Annotated in this window: 15 protein-coding genes; 9 read left to right on the top strand and 6 right to left on the bottom strand. The window is 75.9% G+C overall.

From position 1 onward, the window contains the following. Positions 1 to 12: 12 nt before the first annotated feature. Positions 13 to 1,065, bottom strand: coding sequence for a zinc-dependent alcohol dehydrogenase family protein (locus BLW47_RS19735; protein ID WP_091560027.1), 1,053 nt, complete (start codon positions 1,063 to 1,065; stop codon positions 13 to 15). Positions 1,066 to 1,257: 192 nt separating this feature from the next. Here BLW47_RS19735 and BLW47_RS19730 point away from each other — a divergent pair, with 192 nt between their 5' ends. The 3 genes from BLW47_RS19730 to BLW47_RS19720 are packed head-to-tail and all read left to right on the top strand — an operon-like array spanning position 1,258 to position 4,054. Continuing rightward, the gene (locus tag BLW47_RS19730; RefSeq protein ID WP_175543723.1) at positions 1,258 to 2,196 is read left to right on the top strand and encodes a 1-phosphofructokinase family hexose kinase; all 939 of its coding nucleotides are present in this window, start codon (positions 1,258 to 1,260) and stop codon (positions 2,194 to 2,196) included. Next, positions 2,193 to 3,041, top strand: a complete 849-nt coding sequence (surE, locus tag BLW47_RS19725; protein ID WP_091560019.1) for a 5'/3'-nucleotidase SurE — start codon at positions 2,193 to 2,195, stop codon at positions 3,039 to 3,041. The genes BLW47_RS19730 and surE overlap by 4 nt, the downstream gene beginning before the upstream one ends. Before the next feature lie 29 nt (positions 3,042 to 3,070). Then, positions 3,071 to 4,054 (top strand): DUF2267 domain-containing protein, encoded by a 984-nt coding sequence (locus tag BLW47_RS19720; protein ID WP_091560017.1) that lies wholly within the window; start codon positions 3,071 to 3,073, stop codon positions 4,052 to 4,054. Positions 4,055 to 4,086: 32 nt separating this feature from the next. On the opposite strand, the gene BLW47_RS19715 is transcribed toward BLW47_RS19720, so the two are convergent. Further along, positions 4,087 to 4,278, bottom strand: a complete 192-nt coding sequence (locus BLW47_RS19715; RefSeq protein WP_091560014.1) for a DUF2795 domain-containing protein — start codon at positions 4,276 to 4,278, stop codon at positions 4,087 to 4,089. A 63-nt stretch (positions 4,279 to 4,341) separates the two neighbouring features. Then, positions 4,342 to 6,585: a helix-turn-helix transcriptional regulator gene (locus tag BLW47_RS19710; RefSeq protein WP_091560009.1), complete on the bottom strand. Its 2,244-nt coding sequence runs from the start codon at positions 6,583 to 6,585 to the stop codon at positions 4,342 to 4,344. A gap of 355 nt (positions 6,586 to 6,940) precedes the next feature. Here BLW47_RS19710 and BLW47_RS19705 point away from each other — a divergent pair, with 355 nt between their 5' ends. Genes BLW47_RS19705 through BLW47_RS19695 form a run of 3 tightly spaced genes read left to right on the top strand, consistent with a single transcriptional unit; the run spans position 6,941 to position 8,346 of the window. Beyond that, complete coding sequence (locus BLW47_RS19705; protein ID WP_139307378.1) at positions 6,941 to 7,264, top strand: hypothetical protein; 324 nt, start codon at positions 6,941 to 6,943, stop codon at positions 7,262 to 7,264. 3 nt (positions 7,265 to 7,267) lie between these two features. Then, positions 7,268 to 7,780: a nucleotide exchange factor GrpE gene (locus BLW47_RS19700; RefSeq protein ID WP_091560003.1), complete on the top strand. Its 513-nt coding sequence runs from the start codon at positions 7,268 to 7,270 to the stop codon at positions 7,778 to 7,780. A gap of 47 nt (positions 7,781 to 7,827) precedes the next feature. Then, positions 7,828 to 8,346 (top strand): Clp protease N-terminal domain-containing protein, encoded by a 519-nt coding sequence (locus BLW47_RS19695; protein ID WP_091559999.1) that lies wholly within the window; start codon positions 7,828 to 7,830, stop codon positions 8,344 to 8,346. A 9-nt stretch (positions 8,347 to 8,355) separates the two neighbouring features. On the opposite strand, the gene BLW47_RS19690 is transcribed toward BLW47_RS19695, so the two are convergent. The 3 genes from BLW47_RS19690 to BLW47_RS19680 form a co-directional block, all read right to left on the bottom strand. Beyond that, positions 8,356 to 9,450, bottom strand: a complete 1,095-nt coding sequence (locus tag BLW47_RS19690) for a mechanosensitive ion channel family protein (protein WP_091560409.1) — start codon at positions 9,448 to 9,450, stop codon at positions 8,356 to 8,358. A gap of 73 nt (positions 9,451 to 9,523) precedes the next feature. Further along, positions 9,524 to 10,207 (bottom strand): BON domain-containing protein, encoded by a 684-nt coding sequence (locus tag BLW47_RS19685; RefSeq protein WP_091559995.1) that lies wholly within the window; start codon positions 10,205 to 10,207, stop codon positions 9,524 to 9,526. An 85-nt stretch (positions 10,208 to 10,292) separates the two neighbouring features. After that, on the bottom strand, positions 10,293 to 13,004 hold the full coding sequence (locus BLW47_RS19680) for a helix-turn-helix transcriptional regulator (RefSeq protein ID WP_091559991.1): 2,712 nt from the start codon (positions 13,002 to 13,004) through the stop codon (positions 10,293 to 10,295). Positions 13,005 to 13,295: 291 nt separating this feature from the next. On the opposite strand from BLW47_RS19680, the gene BLW47_RS19675 reads away from it, so the two are divergent. The 3 genes from BLW47_RS19675 to BLW47_RS19665 all read left to right on the top strand — a co-directional run bounded on the left by BLW47_RS19675 (position 13,296) and on the right by BLW47_RS19665 (position 15,595). Beyond that, positions 13,296 to 13,802 (top strand): redoxin domain-containing protein, encoded by a 507-nt coding sequence (locus BLW47_RS19675; RefSeq protein ID WP_091559987.1) that lies wholly within the window; start codon positions 13,296 to 13,298, stop codon positions 13,800 to 13,802. Positions 13,803 to 13,955: 153 nt separating this feature from the next. Further along, a complete protein-coding gene (locus tag BLW47_RS19670; protein WP_091560406.1) occupies positions 13,956 to 15,035 on the top strand; it encodes a glycosyltransferase family 4 protein in 1,080 nt (359 codons plus the stop codon). Between the two features lie 5 nt (positions 15,036 to 15,040). Continuing rightward, complete coding sequence (locus BLW47_RS19665; RefSeq protein WP_217634902.1) at positions 15,041 to 15,595, top strand: HdeD family acid-resistance protein; 555 nt, start codon at positions 15,041 to 15,043, stop codon at positions 15,593 to 15,595. Positions 15,596 to 15,619 lie beyond the last annotated feature (24 nt).

Raw genomic sequence — 15,619 nt, 5'->3', positions numbered from 1 at the left:
GTGCCGGGGGCGTCAGGCCGGGCGGATCAGGCACATCCCGCCCGCCGCGGCGGGCCCGGCCATCGCGGCCATCGCGTCGGGGACCTCGGCGAGGTCGATGGTGCGGGTCACCAGCTCGGCGGGGCGCAGCACCCCGGCGGTGACCAGCCGGAGCAGCTCCGGGTACGCGTGCGCGGCCATCCCGTGGCTGCCCCGCAGCTCCAGCTCGTGCGCGATGACGCGCTCCATCGGGATCGCCGGGCGACCCTGCGCGGGTGGCAGCAGGCCGACCTGCACGTGGCGCCCGCGGCGGCGCAGGCTCTCCACCGAGGCGACGCAGGTGGCGGGGCTGCCCAGCGCGTCGAGCGACAGGTGCGCTCCGCCGCCGGTCGCCTCCCGGATCGCCGCGGCGACCGCGCCCGGGCCGGTCAGGGCGGTCGCGTCCAGGCAGAGCGCGGCCCCGCACCGGCGCGCCAGCTCCAACGCGCCGGGGGAGACGTCCACGGCGACCACCCGGGCGCCGCAGGCGACCGCGATCATCACCGCCGACAGCCCGACTCCGCCGCAGCCGTGCACCGCCACCCACTCGCCGGCGGCGACCCGGCCCTGGGTGACCACCGCCCGGAACGCCGTCGCGAACCGGCACCCCAGCGCCGCGGCGGCCGGGAAGTCGAGCTCGTCCGGGAGCCGGATCAGGTTCACGTCCGCGTTCTCGACGCCGACGTACTCGGCGAACGAGCCCCAGTGCGTGAAGCCGGGCTGGGTCTGCCGCTCGCAGACCTGCTGGTCGCCGGCGAGGCAGGCCGGGCACTGTCCGCAGGCGCAGACGAACGGCGCGGTGACGCGGTCGCCGGGGCGCCACCCGCGGACGCCGGCGCCGACGGCCGTGACCACCCCCGCGAACTCGTGGCCGGGCACGTGCGGCGGCCGGACGTCCGGGTCGTGCCCCTGCCAGCCGTGCCAGTCGCTGCGGCACAGGCCGGTCGCCTCGACCCGGATGACGGCGCCCCCGGGCGTGGGCGCGGGGTCCGGGACGTCCCGCAGCTCGGGCCGGGCGCCGAAGTCGTCGAAGATCACTGCGCGCATGCGGCCCATCCTCACATCTCCCGCCCCGAACGGTGATCAAGGGGCCGGCAGCGCGCCGGGCGGTAGACCGCGCTGCCGGCCCCTTGATCACCCGGGCGACGGCGGGGGGAAAGCCGGGAATTCACGCCAGGTATCGGCGTGTGTCACCGGATGTCACTCCGGCGGGGTCGGACAACTGCCACGATGTGACGGATGAGCCAACACGTCATGGTTTTCGCCCCCCTTCCGCAGCTCACGCTGACGATCGAGCAGGGGAGCGACAGCCCCGACCTGCACCTGCACCCCGGTGGACAGGGCATCTGGCAGGCGCGGATGATCAACAGTCTCGGCGTGCCGGTGACGCTCTGCGCGGTCCTCGGTGGGGAGACCGGGACCGTCCTGGAGCAGCTGATCACCGCCGAGGGGATCGAGCTGCGGATGGTCGGGCGGCAGGCGACGAGCGGCTGGTACATCCACGACCGCCGGGACGGCAGCCGGCAGGCGTTCGCGGAGTCGCCGGGCACGCCGCTGAGCCGGCATGAGCTCGACGAGCTGTACGGCATGGCGCTGGCCGAGGGCTTCCGCGCCGCGGTCAGCATCCTCAGCGGGCCGGCCGATCCCTCCGTCGTCGCCCCCGAGGTCTACCGACGGCTCGCCTGCGACCTCACCAGCAACGGGGGCCGGGTCGTTGCCGACCTCTCCGGCGATCACCTCTCCGCGGTCCTCGACGGCGGGGTCTGCTTCCTCAAGGTGAGCCACGAGGAGCTGCTGCGGGACGGGCGTGCCGCGGGCGACAGCGTCGACGAATTCGTGGCGGCGCTGCACCGGCTGCACGATGAGGGGGCGGAGACTGTGCTGATCAGTCGCGCCGGCGACCCCGCCCTGGCCCTGCTCGAAGGCGACGTCTTCGAGGTGGAGGTGCCGCGGCTGCAGACGGCCGATCCGCGCGGGGCCGGCGACTCGATGACCGCCGGGGTCTCCGCGGTGCTGGCCCGCGGCGGCGAGCTGGACGAGGCGATCCGGACCGGGGCGGCCGCCGGCGCGCTCAACGTGACGCGGCACGGCCTGGGAACGGGACGGGCGCAGGCGATCCGGGAAGTCATCAAACGGGTGAGGTTGAATCCGCTCGGCAAGGCAACAAAGAGCCCATGAACAGATCTACACGGGTGTTGATCACGAACGACGACGGGATCGGCGCGCCGGGGATCCGGTACCTCGCCCGGGCGGCCGTGGAGCACGGGCTCGACGTCGTGGTCGCCGCGCCGGCGACCGAGGCGAGCGGGATGAGCGCGGCGATGACCGCGGTGACCCGGGAGGGCAGGGTCGGCGTGCGCCCCCAGGAGCTGGCGGACCTGACCGGCACCCCGGCGTACGGCGTGGACGCCTCGCCGGCGTACATTGTCGTGCTGGCCAGCCTCGGCGCGTTCGGCCCGCCCCCCGAGCTCGTGCTCTCCGGCATCAACCGGGGCGCCAACGCCGGCCACGCCGTACTGCACTCCGGCACGGTCGGCGCGGCGCTGACCGCGGCCGGTCGCGGCTACCGGGCGATGGCGGTCTCCCTCGACGTCGTCTCGCCCGCTGCGGCGCACCTCGGCGGGGCGTTGGCCGCGATCGCCGCGCTGGACAGCGCCGACGACGACGTGCGGCACTGGTCCACCGCCGCCGGCGTCGCCCGCGACCTCATCCCGGCGCTGCTCGCCGCGCCCGCGCGCACTGTGCTCAACCTCAACGTGCCCGACGTCGCCGCCGCCGAGGTGCGCGGGGTCCGCCGGGCGGCGCTGGCCGACTTCGGACAGGTGGAGATGGCCATCGCCGAGGCGGGCGAGGGCTACCTGCGGACCTCCATCGAGGAGAACGGCGCCCGCCTGACCCCCGGCACCGATCTGGCGCTGCTCGCCGACGGGTACGCGGCGGTGACGCCGCTGCGCCCGGTGGACGAGGCCGCGGAGGTGGAGCTCGCGGTCCCGTCCGTCACCGCCTACGCCGGCCAGGGTTAGTCGCCGCGACGGCGGGAACCTCAATCACCATGACCGGCAAGAACAAGGAAGGCACCAACCAGGCCCGGCGGGCCCTGGCCCGCGACGCCCGCGAAGCGGGGCTGAGCCCGAGCGAGGCCGGGGTGACGACCGGCGCGTCGAAACAGCACGAGTACCGGACGCGGAACCGTCGCGAGGGTCCACCCCCCGCGGGGGCGCGCAAACCCGTCCCCGGCACGGCGCGGCCGCCCGTCCGGCAGGAGCCGGAACGGCCGTGGCCGATGCCCGAGCCCGACGGGCCGGGCGCGCAGGCGGCGGCCCCGCCGGTGGTGCGCTACCGCGACCTCGTGACCGAGGTCGGGCGGCGTACCGGGCTGGACTTCGACCAGGCGCGACGCGCCGCGGAGGCCACCGTGATGGCGCTGGCGCGAGCGCTGGACGAGATGGAGCGCGAACGGTTCCTGCAGGGCGTGCCGCGCGAGCTGCACAACGACCACGGCGTCGTCGACGCCGGCCCGCCGCGGGACCTGCCCGGCTTCATCCGGGAGGTCGGCCGGATCGCGCACCGCCCGCCGGAGCAGGCGCGCTACAACTGTCAGGCCGTCCTCAGCGTGCTGATGGAACAGGACCCCACGGTGATCGAGGGGCTGCACCTGCCCGACGGCGTCCACGAGCTGACGGCGCCGCCGAACGCCGGGGGCGGGCTGGTCGGGCCGACCGGTCACACCGCGCCGCTCAGCGGCGAGGAGCTGGCCACCGCGTTGGGACGGCTGCCGTACTGGACGTTGACCTCCAACGGGCTGGCGCGGGAGATCACGCTGCCGAGCGCGAACCTGGAGCGGGTGCTCCGTCGGCTGACCGCGCTCCGCGACGACGTGGGCCGCGCGCCGCACATCGGCCGGCTCAGTCCGGACACGGCGCGCCTGGTGGTACGGACGCAACAGGCCGAGGGTGCGGTGACCGCGCTCGACATCGACCTGGCACGCCGGGTGGACGCGGCGATCGACGAGGCCGGCGCGGGCATGGCGTCGTGACGGCGGATCCCGTCGACGCGGCTCGCGCCACGTCACCGCAGCTCGCCGAGCGCCTCGCTGACATCGTTCGGTGAGTTGAAGCGGTCCGCGGGCAACGACCGGATCGTCTGCAGCACGTTGGTGTCGGCGCCGAGTTCCTGCGCCCGCCGCAGCAGATCCTCCTTGCCGACCGGGTAGTCCAGGCCGCCGAGGAACTTCTGCAACTGGATCGGGTTGACGGTCATGGCGCGCGGGTACCCGCTGCTGCGCGCCGCACACCCGCGTTCGACCGAGCCGGGGTTGCGAGGTCAGAGCAGCCGCAGCTCCCGAGCCCGCCGCACCGCCTCCCGTCGCCGCGACGCGTCCAGCTTGCGGTAGATGCTGCGGACGTGCGTCTTCACGGTGTTGACCGACAGACGCAGCTCCGCGGCGATCTCCACATTCGACAGCACGCCCTGCAGATGACGCAGCACGGTCAGCTCGCGATCGGTCAGCGGGTCCCCGGCCGGGTCGGCCGGCGTCTCCGCCGACGGGCCGCCCGCCGACACCGCCATGCCCGCGGGCTGCTCGGCCAGCTGGGCCGGCGCCGCCGGCACGACCTCGCCGAAGACCCGCCGGTAGCCCTCCGGCTCGGCCAGTTCCCGGACCCGCGCCAGTGCCGCGTGCGTCCGCCGCTGGTCACCGAGATCCCGTGCCGCCCGCGCCTCGACGACGGCCGCCGCCAACCGCACCGGCACCGGCAGCCCGTGGTCCTCGGTCCACGGCGGCAGCAGCCGGGTCGCGACGTGCGGATCCCCGTCCCGGAGCGCGCCCCGCGCCAGCGTCACGGCGAACAGCGCCGGCGGGCCGGCGGGCCCCTCGACCAGGGGCGCGAGCCGGCGTCGCGCGGCGTCCGGGTCGCCGCCGCCGAGCAGCAGCTCCGCCTCCACCGCGGCGCACCACTGCCCCGCGCAACGGCCCGGCGCCGGCCGGCCCCGCCGCCGTCGCGTCGCGCGCAGCGCGGCCATCGCCCCCCGCCGATCGCCGGTGGCGCTCCGCACCAGGGCGCGCAGCGCGCCGACCCACGCCGGCAGGGCCAGGTCGTGGTCGCCGGCCGCGAGGCAGAGCTGCGTCTCGGCGTCGTCGAGCCGGTCCCGGAAGAACGCCGCGAGCGCGAGCGCGAGATACGCGTACCCGGCCCCCGGCGTCCGGCACGGCTGCCCGTCCCGTCCGGCGCCGATCGCCGCGCGCGCCGCGGTCCGCGCGGCGGTGAGCTCGCCGCGGAGGGCCCGCAGGAAGGCGAGGCGGCCGAGCGCCGCCGCCCGCGCCGCCTGCAGACCGCACCGGTACGCCGCGGCAACGGCGGCCCCGAGCCGCAGTTCGGCGGCAGCCAGCTCGCCCGCAGCGAGCGCCTCCTCGCCGAGCGCGGTCAGCGCGATCGCCTGCGCCGCCGCCGGCTCCGACGCGTCGCGGCCGCGGCCCTCGCCGGGCGCGGCCAGGGTGAGCAGTCGCGCCGCGAGCACCCGCACCCGGTCCCGATCGCCGGCCTGCTGCGCGTCGGCGAGGCACAACGCGGTGGCGATGACCGCTGAGCGGGCCCGCCGGGGGCCGACGAACGGCTGCGCGGCGCGTTCGGCCACCCGCAGCGCGGCCCCGGCCGGCCCGGGACCGGGCCGGGCGGCGGCGTGCGCCACCGCGAACTCCGGGTCGGCGGGCGGCCCGGAGGTCACATCGTCCACGATCGACGTGTCCAGCAGCACGTCGCGCAGGCCGCGCGGCTCGCGGTCGGGCAACCGCGCCACGAGATGCTCGGCGAACGGCTCCGCCTCGCCGGTTGCTGCGTGGGCCAGCGCCAGCGTGGCCAGCCGTACGGCAGCCGGCCAGCCCCCGGTGCGGGCCTGCAGCCGGTCAAGCTCGGGCCGGGCCAGCGGCAGGCCGTGGCCGACGAGGTACCGCGCCGTCTCGGCCCGACTGAACGCGAGTCGCCGCGGGCCCAGCTCGGTCAGCTCACCCGTGAGCCGCCAGCGGTGCAGCGGCAGCGCCGGCGGCGTGCGCGCCGCGATCAGCAGCCGCAGCCGTCCGACGCCGTGCCGCAGCAGAAAGGCCACGCCCTGCAGGACCCGGGCGTTCCGGACGTGGTCCAGCTCGTCGAGGATCAGCAGCGTCGGCGCCGGCTGCCGGGCCAGCGCGTCGGCGAGTCGGGTGAGATAACGCTCGTCCGGCGCGCGGGGCGGCGGCTCGCCGCGCACGTCCGGTGGCAGCGCGGCGTGGACCCGGCTCCAGAAGTGGCTGTCGTCGCCGGGCGGGACCGTCACCCAGGCGACCGGGTGGTGGGCGGCGGCCCGGCGGGCGCCGACGTTCAGCAGGGTCGTCTTGCCCCAGCCGGCGGGCGCGGCGAGCACCGTGACCGGGCGGGCGCCGCCGGCGTCGAGGAGGCTGCTCAGCCGCGGCCGCTCGACGAGCGGGCCGGGCAGGCGCGGCAGAACCGGATGCGCGGCGATGGTCGGCTCGTCCCGGGCCGCCCCGCGGCGGTCGGGCCGGCCCCGTCCGACCCGGGTCACGTCCTCGCGCATTCGTCCCACCCCCGCGGAGACGAACCATGTCGACGACCATGCCCTGCACGTGCTGCGGTGCGCGTCGCGGCGATCGGGGGAGGTCCGGTACCCCCTCCGCCAACCGCCGTGTCGAGCGGCGCGGCTGGCAACGCGACTGAAGCTACCACGGTGGTGGGGCGGCCGCCGGCGGCTCGTCGCAGTTGCCGGCGCCGCCAGAGCGTCACCCGCCGGGGGCGAGTCCGGCTCACCCCGACACCGCCGATGATGGGCCCGACGGAGACCGCCTCGACCCGCCGGTCCGTCGCGGCGCCTGCGGCCGCGGCGTGCCGTGCCGATCCACGCGCACCGCGCCGAGCACCGGAGGATGAGCCAGATGAGTGACGGCCGCACCGAACTGGAGTCGTTGGCATCGCAGGTCGAGCGGCGCCTCGCGGAGCTCGCGGAGGCCGCGCCGGAGCATGAGCGGGCGCGCGCAGAGCTGCTCGTCGAGGACTCCCGGCAGGCCGTCCGGGAGCAGGGGCCGGCGGACCGGATCGGCACGCTCGCGGCGGAGCTGCAGCAGCTCGAACGGACGCTGCTGGCCCGCGAGACGCCGGCCGGGGAGCCGGGCGGCGCCGTGTCGGCGGGCTCCGAGCGGTCGCAGCCGGTCGACGAGCCCGCGGACGACGTGATCGAGGCGGACTTCCGGCCGAGGTGAGCGATGAGCCACCAGCAACCCGACCCGGTGTGGCCCGAGCCCGGCGCGCCGACGACACGGCGGGCGGTGCCGTCGCCCGACGGTGGGCTCGCCGCGGTGGCGGAGCGACTGCGCGAGGCGTTGACCGAGCTGGAAGGGGTGTGTGCGCGGCACGAGCGGCAGGTCATCGCCGAGCGGGTGGCCGAGCGGGCGCGGGTGGTGGCGGCCTGGCTGCCGGTGCTGGATCGGATCGAGCGCGCGTTGGAGCTTCCGCGCGGCGACGCCGGGGCGCTCGCCGAGGGCCTGGCCGCGGCGCGTGACGAGGCGGTCGCGGTGCTCGCGGAGCTCGGCTATCCCCGGCACGACGAGACCGGGGTGCCGTTCGAGCCCGCCGCGCACGAGGTGGTGGCCGTACTGCCGGAGACCGACAGCGACGCGCCGGCCGGGACGGTCCTGCACGTCGTGCGTCCGGGGTACGGCGACGGCGAGTGGCGGCTGCGCCCGGCCGCGGTGGTGGTGGCGGGTGGTCCTGCGTAGGGGTGACCGATGATCCACTGTGGTCGACGAGCGGGTGGGGAGGCGGCATGGAACGGTTGACGCCGGAGGCGCGCGAGGCACTGGATGCGGCCCGGCGCGTGGCCGCACGCCTTGAGAACACCGAGGTGGACGGCGAGCATCTGCTGTTGGCGCTGGTCGAGGAACCGGGGCGGAGCGGGGCGCGGCTCGTCGCCGAGCTCGGTGCCGACCCCGACCCGTTGCGCGTGCAGCTCGAGGAGGAGCTCGCCCTGCGACCGCGGGTCCCCGGCGCCGATGCCGAGCCCGACGAGCGGCTGTTCACCACGCGGCTGCGCCGTTTGGTCGCGGCCGCAGGCCGGGAGGCCGACGAGCTGGGCGATGACCTCGTCGACGAGGAGCATCTGCTCGCGGCGCTGATCGGGGAGGACGGACGGACGCCCGGCGGGCTGCGGCTCGCGGAGCACGGGGTGACCCGCGACGCGTTCCGGGCGGCGCTCGGGCGACGGCGGAACGCCGGTCCGGACGCGGCCGATGGCTCAGCCACCACCGACGCGGCCGATCGCTCGGCCACCACCGACGCCTGGTGATGTCCGCGTTCACGCGCGCGGCTCGTCCGTGCCGCCCGCGACCACGCCCCGCACCGTGCCGTTGCCGCTGCCCAGCAGTTGACTGCGCTCGCGGGGCAGCCACTGCGGATGCCGCGTGTGCAGGAACCGGATCAGCCCCTCGCGGATCTCGCAGCGCAGGTCCCACGAGCTGGGGCCGTCGGCGGCGGAGGCGAGCACCCGTACGCACATCGTGCAGGGCGTCGCGTCGACCACCTGCATCACCCATTCCCGCCGGTCCCACAGCGCCGACGTCTCGACCATGCGCTTCGCCTCCGCGCGCAGCACCTCCATGTCCGCGGTGAAGTCCACGTGCAGGGTGACCGCCCCCAGGACCTGCGCCTCGTTGCGGGTCCAGTTCTGGAACGGGGTGGTGGTGAAGTAGGTGGTCGGCAGGACCAGGCGTCGTTCGTCCCAGACCCGCACCACCACGTACGTCAGCCGCATCTCCTCGATGCGGCCCCACTCCTGCTCCACCACCACGACGTCGTCGAGGCGGAGCTGCTCGCTGAAGGCGAGCTGCAGCCCGGCGAAGACGTGCGCCAGCAGCGACTGCGCGGCCAGCCCGGCGACCAGTCCGGCGATACCGGCGGAGGCGAGCAACGACGCGCCGATCGCGCGCAGCTGCGAGAACGTCATCATGGTGGCGGCGAGGGCGACGATCGTGATGATGACAGCGGTGAGCCGGCGCAGCAGGCCGATCTGCGTGCGTGCCCGCCGGCGGCGCCGATTGTCCACCATGTCCACGGGCAGCCGCCGGTAGGCGGTCTCCTCGAAGACGAACAGCACCCGCACCGCCAGCCACGACGCCGCGTAGATCAGCGCCAGCAGCAGCACGTGTCCCATCGTCCGGCGGGGATGACCGGTCAGCCCGGAGAACGGCAGCCCGGCGAAGAGCGCGGCGACCAGCAGCAGCGCGGTCCAGGGGCGGTGGCACTCCTTGTGCACGGTGTTGAGGAACGGGGCGTAACGGCCGCGGGCCGCCCGGCGTACCAGGATCCCGGACAGCCGCGCCACGAGCAGGGCCGATGCCACGGCGGCCACCGTGACGAGCACGAGCCGCGGCAGCTCCGCACGCCCCCACATGCGGGTCACCTCCACTCAGGGCGGCACGCGGACGCCCGTCGGCGCGGCGCGCGGCGGCGGATGCCGGTCGCGCTCAGGCCCCGGGGTCCACGGTGATGTCGTTCTGCACGGCGGTGACGCCCGGAGCGCACCAGCTGATGCGCTCCGCCTCTGCCCGGTGCACCCAGGACCGCACGGTCCCCCCGAGGAGCACCGTGCCGCCGTCGGTGTCGACGGTGACCCGCCGCGGGTCGGTCTCGGCGCTGCGGCGCAACGCGTCGGTCAGGCGCCGCCGCAGCTCGGTGGGGGAGGGGTTGATCCGCGGCTGCACGGCGATCAGATTCGTCACGCCCCGTACGCCGGCCAGCCGACGCACCGACTGTTCCGCGGCGCGCCGCTGGAACTCCCACTCCACCTCGCCCTTGAGGGTGAGCCAACCGCGCGTCACCGTGACGTCGAGCCGCTCGATCGGCACGAACGCGTCCCACTCCAGCGTCCCGGTCGCCGCGGCGGCGATGTCCGTGTCGGTGCGCTGGTGAGCGCTCGGCAGCCGGACCTCGACGTCGTTCGCGACGGCCGTGACGCCGCGCACCCGGTGCGCGGTCCGCTCCGCGGCCCACTTCTTGCCGTAGTTGTCCACCCAGCCCATCAGGGTCACCACGCCGTCGCGCACGGCGACGCCGATCTCGTTGGGCTGCACCCGGGCGTCCCACTGCAGCTCGTCGAGGACGTCCCGCTGGACCTCCTCATCGGTGCGGGTCCTGGTCGCGGTGGTCATCGGTGCTCTCCTCCTGTCTGGGCGGATGCGGGCGCGCCGGCGCGGCGGGGCGGGCCGTCGTACGCCCCGCCCGATCGGCGGGGTGTCAGAGCAGCCGGAGCTCCCGCGCCCGCCGCACCGCCTCGCGTCGGCGCGGCGCGCCGAGCTTCTGGTAGATGTTGCGCACATGCGTCTTCACGGTGTTGACCGAGAGGAACAGCTCGGCGGCGATCTCGCCGTTGGACAGGGTGCTCTGCAGGTAACGCAGGATGGTCAGCTCCCGCTCGGTCAACGGCTCCGCCGGCGCGGCGTGCCGCCGCTCGCCATGGCGCCGATCGGTCGCGGCGATCACCTCGTCGATCGTGGGCCGGTGCGCGGTGCCGCGGTCGAGATGTTCAGCGAGCAGGGTGCGCAACGTCGACGGGCCGCGCGTGAAGACCCGGCGGTGCCCGTCCGGCTCGGCCAGTTCCAGCACACGCTCCAGAATCTGGTGTGCCCGCCGCTGGTCGCCGAGGCCGTGCGCCGCCAGCGCCTCGACCAGTCCGCTCTCCAGCCGCAGCGCCAGCGGTGTCGGCTGGTGCGGCGGCGTCGACCAGTCCGGCAGCGCCGCCGCGGCCGCGGCCGGGTCACCGGCGCGCAGGTGCGTCCGGGCCAGCGCCACCGACAGCGCGTCGTCGCGCCCGTCGCATCCCGCCAGAGCCGCGGCCACCAGCTCGCGCGCGGCCGCCGTCTCGCCGCGGGCGCCCCGCAGCTCGGCCTCCGTCGCGCAGAGCCACTGGTCGAGGTGGCGGGTGCGCTGGCCGGCGTCGAGCTCGCGCCGGCCGGCCAGCAGCGCCTCCACCGCTTGGCCGGGCTCCCCGTCGGCCTGCAGCAGCCAGGCGCGGACGATCGCGATCGGCGCGGCCAGCGCCGGTTCGGTGGCGAGCGCGGCGGCGCGCTGCAGGTGTCGTGCCGCCTCGCTCCGGGCGTCCCGCTCGTGCGCGACGACGGCGAGCGCGAGGTGCGCGGCGGCGGTGTGCGACGGGCACCGGCGGCCGCGGCAGCCGGGTACGGCCAGCGCGGCGCGGGCGGTCGCGTCGGCGACCCGCAGCTGCCCGGCGAGGGCGTGCAGCAGCGCGAGGCGCGCGCCGGACAGCCGCGCGCCGCACCCGTACCCGATGTCGTTCGCCTCGCCCAGCCCGGTGCGCAGCGTCGCCTGCGCGGCGGCCGGCTCGCCGCGGATCAGTTGGGCGCCGCCGAGCGCGGCGAACGCGATGACACCGGCGGGGCCGGCGACGGCGGCGTCGGTGGGCCCGAGTCCGCGCAGCTGGTGCGCGCGGCGGACCGCCTCGGTCAGGTCGCCGGCGGCGGTCGCCCGGAGCACGTGTCCGGTCACCAGCTCCGGCGTCGCCGTGGGGTGCGTGTCCACCCGCCGCAGGTACTCGTCGGCACCGGCTGGATCCCCGGCGTCGAGCCGGTCGGCGGCGTACGCGAGCGCGAGCAGCGTCCCGGTGTCGTCCGGCGCCGGGGCCGGTAGCGGGGCCCGCAACGTCTCGTCGTGCCCGCAGAGCAGCACGGCGGGCCAGTGCCGCGCGAGCACGCCGACCGCGGTGGCCCGGTCGCCGCCGGCGAGCGCGTGCCGCAGCGCGGCGCCCGGGAGCCCGTGTCCCGCGTGCCAGCGCGCCGCCCGCCGGTGCAGCTCGGGGACGTCGTCGGGGCGTTGCCGGACCAGTTGCGCGTGCAGCAGGTCGCCGACGAGGGGGTGGCACCGGTACCAGCCGGGTTCGCCGCTGAGCGGGACGACGAACCCGGTCGCCTCGCCGGCGGCGGTGGCAAGCGCCCGCTCGCCGTCCGTCCGGCCGGTCAGCGCGTCCGCGGAATCCCCGCACAGCCGCTGCAGCACCGCGGTGCGCAGCAGGACGTCGCGTACCTCCGGCGACAGCGGGGTGAGCAGTTCGGCGGTGAGGTACTCGGCGACGCCGGCCTGGTCGCCGCCGAACCGGGCGACGAAGCCGGCCGGGTCGGGGTCGGCCCGCAGCCCCAGGGCGGCCAGCCGGACACCCGCGGCCCAGCCCTCGGTGCGGGCGTGCAGCGCCCGGGCGAGCTGGCCGGGTAGGGACAGCCCGTGCCGCACGATCAGCTCCGCGGTTTCCGGCTCGGTGAAGGCCAGATCGGCGGCGCGCAACTCGGTCAGCTCGCCGGTGAGCCGCCACCGGTGCAACGGCAGGCCGGGCTCGGTGCGAGCGGCGATGACCAGTCGGAGGCGTCCGTTGCCGTGCCGCAGCAGGAACTCGAGTCCGTGCAGCACGCCCGGATCGTCGACGAGGTGGACGTCGTCCAGGATGACCACGACGGGCTCGGGCAGCGCGGCCACCGCGGCCGCCAGCCGGGGCAGGAACGCCTCGTCGGCGGTGGTCGGCGGCGGCGCCGCCGGGGGCTGCGCGTGATGGGGCAGCACCGCGGAGCTCAGCGCGGCGCGCAGGTACGACCAGAAGCGCGGCCCGCGGTCGCTGGGCTCGACGGTCATCCACACGGCCGGGAACCGGGCGTAGCCGGCGGCGAGCCACGACGACAGCAGCACCGTCTTCCCCCAGCCCGCCGGGGCGGCGACCAGCGTCACCGGGCCGCCCGTGCCGGCGTCGAGCAGCGTCGTCAGTCGCGGCCGCAGCACCACGGCCGCGGGCGGCTCCGGCACGGTCAGCTTGGACGCCAGCAGCGGCAGCCCGTCGGGCTCGGCGGTGCCCGCCGGCGTCGACGACGCGAGTGTGGCGGGCTGGACCGTCGCGGCCGGTCGTGACGGCCGTTGCCACGTGGTGGTTTCCTGACCAGCTGTGCGCATACCCGTTCCCTTCCGGGCGCTGTCGCCTCGCCGGGGTCGAGGCATCGCGGAATGGACGCGCCGCCGCGTGGGGCGGGACCGACGGGCTGGCCCCGGAGGATCCGGCCGGCGCGTCGGCCCCCGCGTTCCCGGATCGTCCGCGAACTAACGTGCCCGCGCGACGCGGGGAGGAGCCCGGCGCGCGGTCGCGGCGCGTCGGCGGTGGCGGAGCCCGGCCCGGCCGGGAGGGGGGTGGCCAACCATCCGACCCGGGTGAACCGCGCTCATCCGTCGCGCCCGGAGCATCGACTCATGATGCACGGCACGGATCTCCCGCTGCCCCGTACGCCGGCGCCCGACTTCACGCTCCCGGCGTCGCCGCACCGCGCGGTGTCCCTGTCGTCGCTGCGAGGACGCCCGGTCGTGCTGGCCTTCTATCCGGGCGACCGCAGCCGGGTCTGTGGCGAGCAGTTGGCGCTCTATCAGACGCTGATGCCCGAGTTCCACCAGTTCGGAGCGACGGTGTTGGGAGTGTCCGTGGACAGCGTCCGGTCGCACCGGATGTTCGCCTCCCGCCGCGGCATCCGGTTCGATCTGCTCTCCGACGCGCGTCCCCGCGGCGCCGTCGCGCGGCGGTACGGCGTCTACCGCCCGGATGACGGGTTCTGTGAGCGGGCGCTGTTCCTGATCGACGGGGACGGAACGATCGTCTACAGCCACGTGTCGCCGCGGGAGGTCAACCCGGGCGTGGACGGAATCCTGGCCGCCGTCGAGGCGCTCGCGCTCGGCGCCTCGCCGGGGCGCGCCCAGCGGTGGTGACGGCATCGACGTCCCACCGACCCGTCGCGTTTACCGGCACAACCCCGGGTAATGCTCAGGTATCCGGCCGTTGCGTCGGGGTGACGCCCCAGGGGGTGCGTGGTGCATGACATCCCGTCGAGGCAGGACGACGCCCGACCGCTGCGAATCGCGATGATCGTCCCGCCGTACTACGAGCTGCCGCCGCCGAGCTACGGCGGTGTGGAGCAGGTCTGCGCGGCCCTGGTGGACGCGCTGGTCGCCCGCGGCAACGAGGTCACGCTCTTCGGCGCGGGCAGCAGGACCGGCACGTCCGCGAACTTCGTCAGCACCATTCAACAGCCGCAGGCGGACCGGCTCGGGGAGTCGATGCCGGAACTGGTCCACCTCGCCCGCGTGGACCGGCTGATCGAGGACGACAGCTTCGACGTCGTGCACGACCACACCGTGGTGGGGCCGCTGGCGGCGGCGCAACGGCGGGTCCCCACGGTGGTCACTGTGCACAACGCGCCCTCCGGTGAGCTCGGCGAGTACCTGCGGCACATCGACCGCGCGGTGGCGTTGGTAGCCATCTCGTACGCGCAGCGGCGCGTCGGGGCGGGGCTGCCCTGGGCCGCGACCGTCTACAACGGACTGGCCGCGGGGGTGCGCCCGAAGTCCGCGCCGACCCCGGGCGGCCCGGCGCTGTGGCTCGCGCGGTTCTCGGAGGCGAAGGGGCCGGACCTGGCGATCGCGGCGTGCCGCGCCGCCGGGGTGCCGTTGGTGCTGGCCGGCAAGGCCAGCGAGCCGCGCGAGCAGCGCTACCTCGACGAGATGATCCGACCGATGCTCGGGCCGGACGTCGAGCTGCTGATCAGCCCCAGCCGTGAGCGGTGCTGGCAATTGCTCGCGCAGGCGCGCTGCCTGCTGATGCCGATCCGGTGGGAGGAGCCCTTCGGCATGGTGCTGCTGGAGGCCATGGCCGCCGGGACGCCGGTGGTGGCGCTGCGGCGCGGGGCCATCCCGGAGGTGGTGGTGCACGGCGAGACCGGCCTCATCTGCGATCGCCCGGAGGAGTTGCCGGGCGCGATCGAACAGGTGGCGCTGACCGATCCGCAGGTGTGCGCGCGGCACGTGCGGACGAACTTCTCTCCGGACGTGATGGCGATGCGGTACGAGCGGATCTACCGCCACTGGCGCCGCACCGTCCCGCCGATGCGGACGCACACCGAGCGGGCGGCGCAGCGGGCGCTGGCCGGCGAGAGGGTGAGGTGACCGAGGTGCGCTCCTCCGCCATGCTCGCGCTGCGGGGCGCCATCGCCGTCCTGTTCGGTCTGTGGGCCGTCTTCTGGCCGCGGCTGACCGTCTACGCGCTCGCCCTGCTCTTCGGGGCGTTCGCGTTGGTCAACAGCGCGTTCGTCCTGATCGACCTGGCGCGTCGCGGCGACGGCACGCGGCAGCAGCGGCTGCGGCGACGCGCGCCGCAGGTGATCGCCGCGCTCCTGGGCGTCGCCGCCGGGCTGGCGACGCTGATCTGGCCGCAGATCAGCGTGCTGGTGCTGGTGACGCTGATCGGAGCCTGGGCCGTGATCACCGGTGTCGGTGACATCTGGGCCGCGGCGCAGCAGCGCGGGCACTGGCTGATCGCCGTGACCGGCGCGGTGACCGTGGCGGCGGGCGTGCTGGTGCTCGTGCTGCCCACCCTCGGCGCACTGGCGATCGCGCAGGTCATCGGCGTGTACGCGCTCGTGGTCGGCGTGCTGATGCTGATCGACGCCGCCCGCGTCCGGCGGGCGGGGACATCCGGGGGCGCGGCACCGGCGGGGGCGCGATGAGCTCGACGGGGTTCGGGGGATGGA

The organism is Micromonospora pattaloongensis (assembly GCF_900107255.1).
GTDB classification, from domain to species: Bacteria; Actinomycetota; Actinomycetes; order Mycobacteriales; family Micromonosporaceae; genus Micromonospora_I; species Micromonospora_I pattaloongensis.
This window is presented reverse-complemented; position numbering and strand designations above follow the sequence as displayed.

Excerpts from the sequence above, each read along its gene's own strand:
- BLW47_RS19730 (WP_175543723.1), top strand. The coding sequence starts at position 1,258 with ATGAGCCAACACGTCATGGTTTTCGCCCCCCTTCCGCAGCTCACGCTG.
- BLW47_RS19675 (WP_091559987.1), top strand. The coding sequence starts at position 13,296 with ATGATGCACGGCACGGATCTCCCGCTGCCCCGTACGCCGGCGCCCGAC.
- BLW47_RS19695 (WP_091559999.1), top strand. The coding sequence starts at position 7,828 with ATGGAACGGTTGACGCCGGAGGCGCGCGAGGCACTGGATGCGGCCCGG.
- BLW47_RS19685 (WP_091559995.1), bottom strand. The coding sequence starts at position 10,207 with ATGACCACCGCGACCAGGACCCGCACCGATGAGGAGGTCCAGCGGGAC.
- BLW47_RS19720 (WP_091560017.1), top strand. The coding sequence starts at position 3,071 with ATGACCGGCAAGAACAAGGAAGGCACCAACCAGGCCCGGCGGGCCCTG.
- BLW47_RS19700 (WP_091560003.1), top strand. The coding sequence starts at position 7,268 with ATGAGCCACCAGCAACCCGACCCGGTGTGGCCCGAGCCCGGCGCGCCG.
- BLW47_RS19680 (WP_091559991.1), bottom strand. The coding sequence starts at position 13,004 with ATGCGCACAGCTGGTCAGGAAACCACCACGTGGCAACGGCCGTCACGA.
- BLW47_RS19715 (WP_091560014.1), bottom strand. The coding sequence starts at position 4,278 with ATGACCGTCAACCCGATCCAGTTGCAGAAGTTCCTCGGCGGCCTGGAC.
- BLW47_RS19735 (WP_091560027.1), bottom strand. The coding sequence starts at position 1,065 with ATGCGCGCAGTGATCTTCGACGACTTCGGCGCCCGGCCCGAGCTGCGG.
- BLW47_RS19690 (WP_091560409.1), bottom strand. The coding sequence starts at position 9,450 with ATGTGGGGGCGTGCGGAGCTGCCGCGGCTCGTGCTCGTCACGGTGGCC.
- BLW47_RS19710 (WP_091560009.1), bottom strand. The coding sequence starts at position 6,585 with ATGCGCGAGGACGTGACCCGGGTCGGACGGGGCCGGCCCGACCGCCGC.
- BLW47_RS19670 (WP_091560406.1), top strand. The coding sequence starts at position 13,956 with ATGATCGTCCCGCCGTACTACGAGCTGCCGCCGCCGAGCTACGGCGGT.
- surE (WP_091560019.1), top strand. The coding sequence starts at position 2,193 with ATGAACAGATCTACACGGGTGTTGATCACGAACGACGACGGGATCGGC.
- BLW47_RS19705 (WP_139307378.1), top strand. The coding sequence starts at position 6,941 with ATGAGTGACGGCCGCACCGAACTGGAGTCGTTGGCATCGCAGGTCGAG.